The 9,059-nt window shown below is 42.6% G+C and carries 12 protein-coding genes and 1 pseudogene; 1 reads left to right on the top strand and 12 read right to left on the bottom strand.

The genetic code is table 11. The annotated features are described in order from the left end of the window. From AACU59_RS01035 to srlA (AACU59_RS00990), 10 genes are all read right to left on the bottom strand, one after another. On the bottom strand, window positions 1-145 hold a 145-nt coding region (locus tag AACU59_RS01035), incomplete at its 3' end, for an IS4/Tn5 family transposase DNA-binding protein (protein ID WP_443281753.1). A gap of 188 nt (window positions 146-333) precedes the next feature. Next, window positions 334-690, bottom strand: coding sequence for a PTS glucitol/sorbitol transporter subunit IIA (locus AACU59_RS01030; RefSeq protein ID WP_013868513.1), 357 nt, complete (start codon window positions 688-690; stop codon window positions 334-336). A gap of 6 nt (window positions 691-696) precedes the next feature. Beyond that, window positions 697-1,668 carry a PTS glucitol/sorbitol transporter subunit IIB gene (gene srlE / locus AACU59_RS01025; RefSeq protein WP_094131810.1) on the bottom strand — a complete coding sequence of 324 codons (972 nt, stop codon included), beginning with the start codon at window positions 1,666-1,668 and terminating at the stop codon, window positions 697-699. Continuing rightward, window positions 1,665-2,228, bottom strand: a complete 564-nt coding sequence (gene srlA, locus AACU59_RS01020) for a PTS glucitol/sorbitol transporter subunit IIC (protein WP_017045367.1) — start codon at window positions 2,226-2,228, stop codon at window positions 1,665-1,667. The genes srlE (AACU59_RS01025) and srlA (AACU59_RS01020) overlap by 4 nt, the downstream gene beginning before the upstream one ends. A gap of 193 nt (window positions 2,229-2,421) precedes the next feature. Beyond that, window positions 2,422-3,198 carry a glucitol operon DNA-binding transcriptional repressor SrlR gene (srlR, locus tag AACU59_RS01015; RefSeq protein WP_013868510.1) on the bottom strand — a complete coding sequence of 259 codons (777 nt, stop codon included), beginning with the start codon at window positions 3,196-3,198 and terminating at the stop codon, window positions 2,422-2,424. Window positions 3,199-3,280: 82 nt separating this feature from the next. Continuing rightward, entirely contained in the window at window positions 3,281-3,637 is a 357-nt protein-coding gene (locus AACU59_RS01010; RefSeq protein ID WP_094144653.1) for a transcriptional regulator GutM, read from the bottom strand. 95 nt (window positions 3,638-3,732) lie between these two features. Beyond that, a complete protein-coding gene (srlD, locus tag AACU59_RS01005; RefSeq protein ID WP_013868508.1) occupies window positions 3,733-4,512 on the bottom strand; it encodes a sorbitol-6-phosphate dehydrogenase in 780 nt (259 codons plus the stop codon). Window positions 4,513-4,570: 58 nt separating this feature from the next. Next, entirely contained in the window at window positions 4,571-4,933 is a 363-nt protein-coding gene (locus tag AACU59_RS01000) for a PTS glucitol/sorbitol transporter subunit IIA (protein ID WP_013868507.1), read from the bottom strand. Window positions 4,934-4,943: 10 nt separating this feature from the next. Continuing rightward, the gene (gene srlE, locus AACU59_RS00995) at window positions 4,944-5,936 is read right to left on the bottom strand and encodes a PTS glucitol/sorbitol transporter subunit IIB (RefSeq protein ID WP_094144654.1); all 993 of its coding nucleotides are present in this window, start codon (window positions 5,934-5,936) and stop codon (window positions 4,944-4,946) included. A gap of 13 nt (window positions 5,937-5,949) precedes the next feature. After that, the gene (srlA, locus tag AACU59_RS00990) at window positions 5,950-6,498 is read right to left on the bottom strand and encodes a PTS glucitol/sorbitol transporter subunit IIC (RefSeq protein ID WP_038148604.1); all 549 of its coding nucleotides are present in this window, start codon (window positions 6,496-6,498) and stop codon (window positions 5,950-5,952) included. Window positions 6,499-7,172: 674 nt separating this feature from the next. Between srlA (AACU59_RS00990) and AACU59_RS00985 the strand changes: the two genes are divergently transcribed. Then, window positions 7,173-7,517, top strand: a complete 345-nt coding sequence (locus AACU59_RS00985) for a helix-turn-helix domain-containing protein (RefSeq protein WP_029388105.1) — start codon at window positions 7,173-7,175, stop codon at window positions 7,515-7,517. Here AACU59_RS00985 and AACU59_RS00980 read toward each other — a convergent pair whose 3' ends face one another. Both AACU59_RS00980 and AACU59_RS00975 read right to left on the bottom strand, forming a co-directional pair. Next, on the bottom strand, window positions 7,518-8,234 hold the full coding sequence (locus AACU59_RS00980; protein WP_115340070.1) for a hypothetical protein: 717 nt from the start codon (window positions 8,232-8,234) through the stop codon (window positions 7,518-7,520). It lies immediately after the preceding gene. Further along, a pseudogene (locus AACU59_RS00975) lies at window positions 8,231-9,059 on the bottom strand (lipase); the annotation flags it as partial. The pseudogene AACU59_RS00975 and the gene AACU59_RS00980, both read right to left, overlap by 4 nt.

The raw sequence follows: 9,059 nt of genomic DNA, 5'->3' as shown, positions 1-9,059 counted from the left end.
CAGCAGGGGAGATGATGAGTTTCGAGACCGGTACGCCAGGTTGCTCGGCCAGAGAGGCTGCTAGGGCAACGAGTCTTTGAGTACGTCTTGGGTCATTGAGGTGAGCTTGACCAAATTGCTTTTGTGCCCAGAGGGTTGGTTCTATATAAGTCATTCTAATCATCCTTGTTATTGCTTAGATGATCAGATCATGAAACATAAAATTAGTTCAAAAAAATCCCCAAGCAGAGGCTTGGGGATTTGTGTATAAGAGACAGGCTATTTGGCTCCTTTTAAAACAGGAGCCTTTTTTCTTAGATATGCCTAATCACAATCAAGCCACATTCCACCATTTTAACCAAACATCAGCACATCACCATGTTGAAGCACTTCTAATTTAGGACCGAGTAAATGGATGGTACCCGGCAATTCTGGGATTCGCTGACCGTCAAATTTAAGTGTTACATGCCCAAGCTCCGCAAGATTTTGGTTCGCCACACTGCCGACTGCCGTCACAACAAAACCGAGATCCCCAATTAATAAAGTGGTGTTGTGGTCAATCAATCCATACAACGAAGATCCAGAGTGTATGAAGCAATATTCCTTCACCGCATCAGGGGCGCTCGGGCCGAATAAAATCACCATATCATCATGCAGTGAGTCTTTAGCATAATCGCCAGCGGACAAAATCGTCGTTTGATACTGAAGCATATGCCCTCACTGATAAATGAAGAATGAGATAAGCCAAGCAATCAGCACCGTTGGCGCACCTGTAAGAAAACGAGAGTAAAGTACCGAAGGCACACCGACCTGTACCGTTTCGGGCTTAGCGTCTGCAAGGCCAAGCCCTACAGGGATGAAATCACAAGCAGCTTGAGCATTTATGGCAAACAAAGCGGGTAATGCTAAGTGCGGTGGGATATTTCCCATACCGATCTGAGTCCCGATAAGTACACCGATCACTTGCGCAATCACCGCACCTGGTCCAAGAAAGGGTGACAGAAACGGAAATGAACAGATCAAGGCAATCGTCAGTAAACCGATCGGGTTCCCTGCTAATGGCTCCAAAGTATGAGCAATTAAATCACCTAACCCAGACGCGAGAATAACCCCAATCAACATTGAAACAAACGCCATAAAAGGCAGAATGGTTTTAAGTACGGTATCAATGGTTTCACGCCCAGCCTGATTAAAGGTCGCCATCACCGAGCCCATACCGATCCCCACTTTAGCCAGTAAGCTATCTGTTTGTTGGCTAAGCTTCTTGGTCGTGTCAATGGACTGGGGCTGAGATAGGCTTGGTTCACAAAACGTGGTTTTGTGATCGTCTACCAAGGAAAAACAACCACTGTGTATGCCAGATGCATAAATATCTTCCTGAATATATTGTGCCAAAGGGCCACTTTGACCTGTAGCATGGATATTTAATGTCGGAATACCTTTTTTGGGATAAAGCCCACAACGCAATGTGCCACCACAGTCAATCACTACACAAGCGACTCGTTCATCGGGAACGAAGTGTTCAAAGCCGTTAACCGCTTGCATGCCCGTCAACGCCACCATCTCATCAATAAAATGGGGACGAGTCCCTGCTGTGATATAGATGATCTTCTTGTCAACCTCAACCGGAATGAATAGCGGGCCACCCCATCCACCCTGGCCTCGGTTTACTTTCAATACCGTCATCACTTTTCCTCAACCACGTTAAGATCGACTTTATCGCTGAATACTACACCTTGTTGTCTAGCCACAAACATAGTCGTCATATCGGTTACCCAACCGCGTAAAAAGTTGGTCACTAAGCCGACCAGTAAATAGGAAATAGCGAGAGGACCGAGCGATAAGCCCTGTTGAGTGATCCCAGCGGCAATGCCTAGATAAATAAACAATTCACTAGGATTTACATGAGGGAACATACCATTCATGGTGTGGCAACTGTAGGAGGCAGAGGCATAATAAGAAGGTTTGTACTTTTCAGGTAAGAAACGCCCTAGGCTGAGCACCATGGGATTACAAAAAACAAAGGTTCCTACTGTCGGCAAGAGCAAATAGCGAGATATAGGATTAGACGCACTTTTCTGAGCTAACACTTCTATGCGCTGTTGGCCAATAAAACGGATCAGCGCATTCATGGCAACTAATAAACAGATCAGCACTGGGAGTACTTGTGCCACCATTTCGCTAAACACTTCACCGCCTTTCTCAAAAAGACCAATAAACCATTCCGCTCCCTCGATTATCCAATCCATACCTTCGGCTCTTAAATTATGTGGGGATAGTTGGAGTGTTTCCGTTATTGATATATTGAAAAAGAGGCAAAAGAGAAAAGCGTGAATTCAATCACCGATAACTTTTATTTTAAAAGTAAAAAATTGAAATCGACGACAAAATAAAAAAGAAAGCCAACTGGCCTCCTTTCATAAATGGGGTTTATGGAGTGACTTAGGAGCCAACGGTGATGACTTGGATACCTTTCTCTTCCAAATACGTCCGATCCTCTGCTGCGATAAGGTTATCTGTGACAACTATATCGATTTTATCTAGCGGAACCACCACGTTAGGGCTACGACGGCCAAACTTACTTGAATCGGTCACGACAATGATCTGATTGGCTGCTTGGCACATCGCCTGGCTGACTTGATACGCTTCGTTGTAGGTTGTTGTTCCCTGCGCAAGGTCAAAACCATCAGCACCAATAAAGAGTTTATCGAAAGAAAACTGTTTAAATGCTTGCTCTGCCAGCGTGCCATGGAAAGACGCTGATTTTCGACGATACGTTCCGCCCGGAACCAATACAGTATGTTCCGCATCCAAATTCGCTACCGCGTTGACGATGTGAATACTGTTCGTCATCAATGTGAGTGACATCACCTGTTCAAAATGCGGCACCATCTGCAGTGTGGTACTGCCACAGTCCAGAATGATCGAATCCCCGTCCTTGACCAGTTGTGAAGCGGCTTTAGCGATTAAGCATTTACGTTCAAGGTTCACCGTCTGCTTTTCATCCATCGAACGGTCTTCCAAAATGACGCTATTAGCGATACAAGCTTCAGCTGCTCCGTAACGGCGAATAACAAGCCCTTCTTCCTCTAACGAACGTAAATCACTGCGTATTGTCGCTCCTGATGTTTCAAAGGTATCCGCCAGATCGTTCACTGACGTTTTTCCATTAACACGCAGATAATCCAGCAACTGCGCTCTTCTGTTATCTAAATTCATAGCATCAACTTCATTATTAAACTGATAGCAGTTTATAACAGTTCCCTTTCAACTTAAAAGGAAAAGGGGGAACATTCTTTCATTACTGCCTAGAAATTGCGACGTTTAACGCTTCTTGAACATTAGAATCCAGTTGAAATATGAGTGATTCAGGGATAGGTAGTGATTGACCAATGAGTTGATCTAGGGTCTTTGGTCTAGCAAATACAGAAATACCCTTCATCACTTGGGCATCTACAACATGCTGAGCTTCATCTTCAACCAACACCAGTACTGTACGCGGTTTCCATCGGCTTTGGGTACGGCCTATCTTGATTTTCCCTTTGTGAGTCATAGATTGAAGCATCCGATTAAAAGATCGAATCTGCAAATAACCTAAGACGATCTGTATCATCCAAGCTCCTGCAGCAAAATAAATAAGTACAGTTGTTGAGTCCATCTCATACCTCTTGTCAAAAAGGGGCAAGCATAACGCCTGCCCAATATAAGCTGCCCTTATTCTAGGAGCATAGGGCTTAATCCATGGGGGATGGATTAGAACATTACCTGACCGCCTGTAATATTGATCGATTGACCAGTACAATAGGCGGCTTCATCGCTGGCGTAAAACTTCAGTACATTGAGAACATCCTGATATTCACATCCTGCCTTAAGTGGCACTTTATCGATATAAATCTGTTCAACCTCTGATTCCGGTACACCCAATTTTTTCGCATACTGAGGTAGCAGTGATTGGAACATAGGGCTTTTCAACAAGTTACCCAACATCAAAGAATGCACCGTGATTTTGTGTTCCGCTAAATCTAACGCAAGTGACTGAGTCAGGCCAACCCCACCAAATTTGGCCGCTGAGTAACCACTGTTATGCTTTGAACCCACTTTACCCGACTTTGAGTTGATCTGAATAATGCGCCCACCACGTTGTTCACGAATCATTACTTTTGATACTTCTCGTGCACAGAGGAAATACCCCGTTAGGTTTACGTCAATCGATAGCTGCCAAGCAGTCAATGGAAAACCGTCAATCTTGCCAGCCTGAGCCACACCAGCGCTGTAAACCAGCAGATCAATCCGTCCAAAAAATTCATCTATTTGCCTAACCATATTCACTACACTTTGCTCTTTGGTGGCATCTACCTCCACACCCAGTGCTGTAGCCTGACCGTATTCTTGATTAATTCTATTAGCCACCTTTTCAGCACTGCAACCATTTAAATCGGCGACCGCAACTCGGTAACCTTCATTAGCCAAACCTAAGCACAGAAATTCACCTAGAGTCTGACCACCACCAACCACTAACGCAACTTTACTCATAACTTACACCTTACTTAGAGGGTGCCCCATCGTAGGCATAGAGCACCCATACTGACTATTAATTTAAAAAGACAATTTCATCACCGCAGCGCACTTGCTGAGGTCGTTCACCATTGACATGAAGACAACCCGGATATTCAGCTTCAACTAAGGCATCAAACCGTATGGTAATGTGCCCAAGTTCTGCAAGGTTTTGATTGACCACCTCACCAACCGCTGTAATCGGATACTGATACCTTCCCAATTGCATCACACCACCGGGTTTGATATTCCCCTTGAGTGCGTCATGCGAGTGGATGAAGCAATACTCTGCCGCATCTTTTGGGGCAATATTACTGAAGATGATCATCATATCGTCTTCCAACGCACTATTGGCAAACTCACCAATGCTCTCGATCTTGACTTGATATAGTGGCGACATTGCTCACCCCCTATTGATAGATAAATAGAGACACAAACCAAGCCAGTAGAACGGTAGGTGCGCCCGTAAGGAAGCGTGAATACAGTACCGAAGGAACACCTATTTCAACGGTTCTCGGCTTAGCTTCTGCCATACCCAACCCAACCGGGATGAAATCACAAGCCGCTTGAGCATTGATGGCAAATAAAGCGGGCAACGCGAGATGTGGTGGTATATTGCCAAGACCAATTTGGGTGCCGACTAAAACACCAATAACTTGAGCGATAACCGCACCGGGGCCAAGGAATGGAGAAAGCAGCGGGAACGAGCAGATCAACGCGAGCGTTACTAACCCTAGTGGATTTTGCGCCAAAGGCGTCAATACATGCGCGATCACATCGCCCAAACCAGAGGCAATGATCACCCCAATCAGCATGGAGACGAATGCCATAAAAGGCAAAACCGTTTTCAAAATGGTGTCAATGGCTTCACGCCCAGCTTGGTAGAAGGTCGCCATCACCGACCCCATCCCAATGCCGATCCGAGCCAACAAGCTGTCACTTTGCTGAGTTAGTTTTTTACTCGTATCGTATTTGTTTGTCGCCAGACTCTCGTTAGAGAGTTCATCTCTTAGTGGTGGTTGCATTGATCCACCCTCGCTACCTACTAGTTGAATGTCACACTCACGCACACCCGATACATAAATATCTTCAGTGATGAATTCAGCCAATGGTCCACTTTTACCCGTAGCGTGAATATTAACTGTCGGTATCCGTTTTTTGGGATACAAACCGCAGCGCAATGTTCCACCACAGTCGATGACCGCTACGCCAATGTCTTCATCGGGCACACTAGTTTTAAAACCATCAACCGCTTCATAACCGGTAAGCTCAACAATACGGTCGACAATTGCAGGGCGAGTACCACCCGTAATGTAAAACACCTTTTTATCGGCTTCGATCGGCAACTCCAATGGGCCACCCCAACCGCCACTACCTTTCTGTATACGTAATACTTTCGTCATTTTTATTGCCCCATTAACCTACGTGAACCTGACGCTCTAACTGAACACCCTGTTGACGTTCAACCATAGTTGTAGTGAAGTCAGTGACCCACCCACGGAAGAAATTAGTCACCATACCAACCAACAAATAGCTAACCGCAAGAGGTCCAAGCGGCAGACCGAGCGTTGTCAGGCCACTAGCAATACCTAGATAGACAAACAACTCACCAGGGTTAATGTGCGGAAACAAACCATTCATCGAGTGACAGCTATATGAAGCCGCCGCGTAATAGGAAGGTTTATAACGTTCAGGTAAAAAACGACCGAGACTCAATGTCATCGGGTTACAGAAAATGAAGGTGCCAATAACTGGCAATATCAAATAGCGAGAGATCGGATTGCCAGCACTACTCTGTGCCAGTTTCTCCACTCGTTCTTGACCCACCAATCGGATAAGCGCATTCATCGCCACCAGCAGTGCAATTAGTAAAGGTAAAATACCGGTTACCATCCCCGTAAACACCTCTCCTCCTTTTTGAAATAGTCCGATAAACCATTCCGCTCCGTGAATTATCCATTCCATAATCAAACCTCATTGTTGTTATTGGCTTAGTGTCAAAGTACGTATTTATACTTCCACTTTACATTTCAAATTAAAAGAATTGGCTTTCATTTTAATGACGACGATCACGAAATAATTTTCATAACGAAAACAATAACAACGAAATAACAAGGGATGAAAACGAATTAACAACCAAGAGGCATCACCCATTCCTGAGCTACTTTAAACACTAAAAATCAATAACCTCAAAACCCAAGACAAACATAACTGCATGTATTTAATGCATATTAAATAAAACAAGCTTTTATTAGGCCGCATTCGACAGGTATTGTCTGACCGTAAAAAAGCCACGACTCATCAGTATCATGATTAAAATAACTACAGACAATCCTTAAAGCAGTTTAATCAGAGCCACGCACTAATTTTCAAACCAAAAGAAACAACAGGAATATTACAAACCTGCTTTCAGTATAAAAACCCATAAAGCAGGCTGTAAGCGCTACTGAATCACGCTTTACATTTTTTGAGACGGTGGCTCGATAACAAACAGGAAGAACCCGAGAGCAGGAAAGAGTTTTGGTAGGGAAATTGATTAAAAATTTAAACTGGCCTTAACCTCTCATTGACACTACCTCAACTCGTTTTTGTCACTCTGCACACCACCAATAAAGGTGATAACAAAAAGAGGATGGACTATGGTGTTTAGCGAAGAGGATCGCCAAGCCTTATACAATGTATGGATGTCACAAAAGGCTAAAATGCATTTGACTCAGATGGAGATGGCTAGGCGACTTAACCTTACTCAACTTGAGTTCTCACATCTTTTACGAGGGGATAGCTCTTTATCGATGACGTTTATCAGTCAATTCTGTCGTCATCTACATATTGAGCCGCACAGGGTACTACCGAGTTTGAAACAGACCGCCACCAGCGAGGTAAAAGCGATCTGTTTAAAAAACCGAATAAGTGTTGATGGTGATATCCAGCATGTTTCTATAGAAGGTAATCAAGTGATCATTGAATACATTCATTATGCCTAATTATTGCTCTACAGCGACTTGTTCTTGCACTAACGGCTCAGAGCGGTAATTCTCACCGGCTAAAATATCGTAATGAATCACAGTGTCGTTATTAAATTTCGAGAAATCGTAGTAGACGGTGTAGGCGTTGAATTCTTGATCTTGGCTTTTTTTCTTACCATCAATGTAGTAATAACAACCAAAGCCATTTGTCCATCGATTGAACTTTTCAGAGTAATATGGCTCACAATTTTTTGCCTCGATAAAAGTACTAAATGATAAAGGCTTTTCGTTATTTTTATTAGTCTTATAAAGACGCAATTTAGCAAAGCCAACTTGGTCAAAATCATTTTTTGCTTCGACTTCTATTTGGTGTAATTTCATATCACAACCAGAAGAGATAAAATTATGAAAAGGAAGCCTTATCTCATAGCTATCATTACTTTCCGAAAAGTTATGTTCAAATAATATATCTGCTTTTCCACCTTTCCTTTTCTTACCATCCGAGGCACTCCAAGAAAATGATTTACATGTTTCACCACCGCCAAAAAATGTACCATAAGCGGTTATATCTGCATCTATCGGTTTTTTCCCTCGAATCACAATATATTGATCTTCTGAAGAGGATCCAAACGGTGGCTGACGACTTTCATACCATTCCGCTAGCGGATAAACCACGTAAAACATAACTATGAAAAACCCAATAACTGCAAAGATAACTTTAAATCCAGTCTTCATTGTAACTGTTCCTTGATAGTGGTACTTATATCATTTTTATCACCAAACAATAATGATTCCCTTGGCAATTGTGAAGGATTATTTATTAACGAATTTAGTTCTTTCTTCGTCCGTTGCAAGTTTAAAATAATTGTATTCGTAATACCTTGCTCCAGTCTTAAACTGAGTCTTTTCGCTTCTCCAACATGATATGGAATACTCAGACTAGCAGCAAGTTCATGTGAAATCTGGTGATAAGCCTTTGTAAGATGAGCTTCCGTATACTCTAACTCGTCACTTGCTTCTTTATATGTGTTAGATAAATAATCGTTCAATAATATATTAAGCTGTGCTTTTAAGTTTGGTATATATTCTGACATCATATGATCTAACCCTGAATCGATAATGGTGCTAGCATAACCATTAATATCAACATGTTCTTTGCGCAGTGAGTCAGCTAAAATAAATGAGTCATCTTGCTTATCAATCGCAAACGTCATGCTTTTAATATGTGTTTGGTAAGGCGTAAGCAACACTTGCTTTACCTTTTTTGGTTGGTGTTTTTCAATACTATAGGTTAATAGTTGAACCAAATTGCCATGATGGTGATAGTTATCATTGTCGTCATCAGTAACTCTATTAAACAATGAATCGGCCACATAGAGTAAAGGAGACGTACCTTTTAATATTTCCAATGGTAGAGGAACATTGCTTTCTTTTTTAGAATTTGTATTCATCCATTTAAATGGAACTTGTGGTACCAAATCATGGTTATTAACATGACGATAGTGGACAATATTATTAAATTTAGCAACAAAGGAATGAGTGCCAGTCCTTGGCATACCA

Source organism: Vibrio sp. V23_P3S9T160 (genome assembly GCF_963886625.1).
GTDB classification, from domain to species: Bacteria; Pseudomonadota; Gammaproteobacteria; order Enterobacterales; family Vibrionaceae; genus Vibrio; species Vibrio anguillarum.
This window is presented reverse-complemented; position numbering and strand designations above follow the sequence as displayed.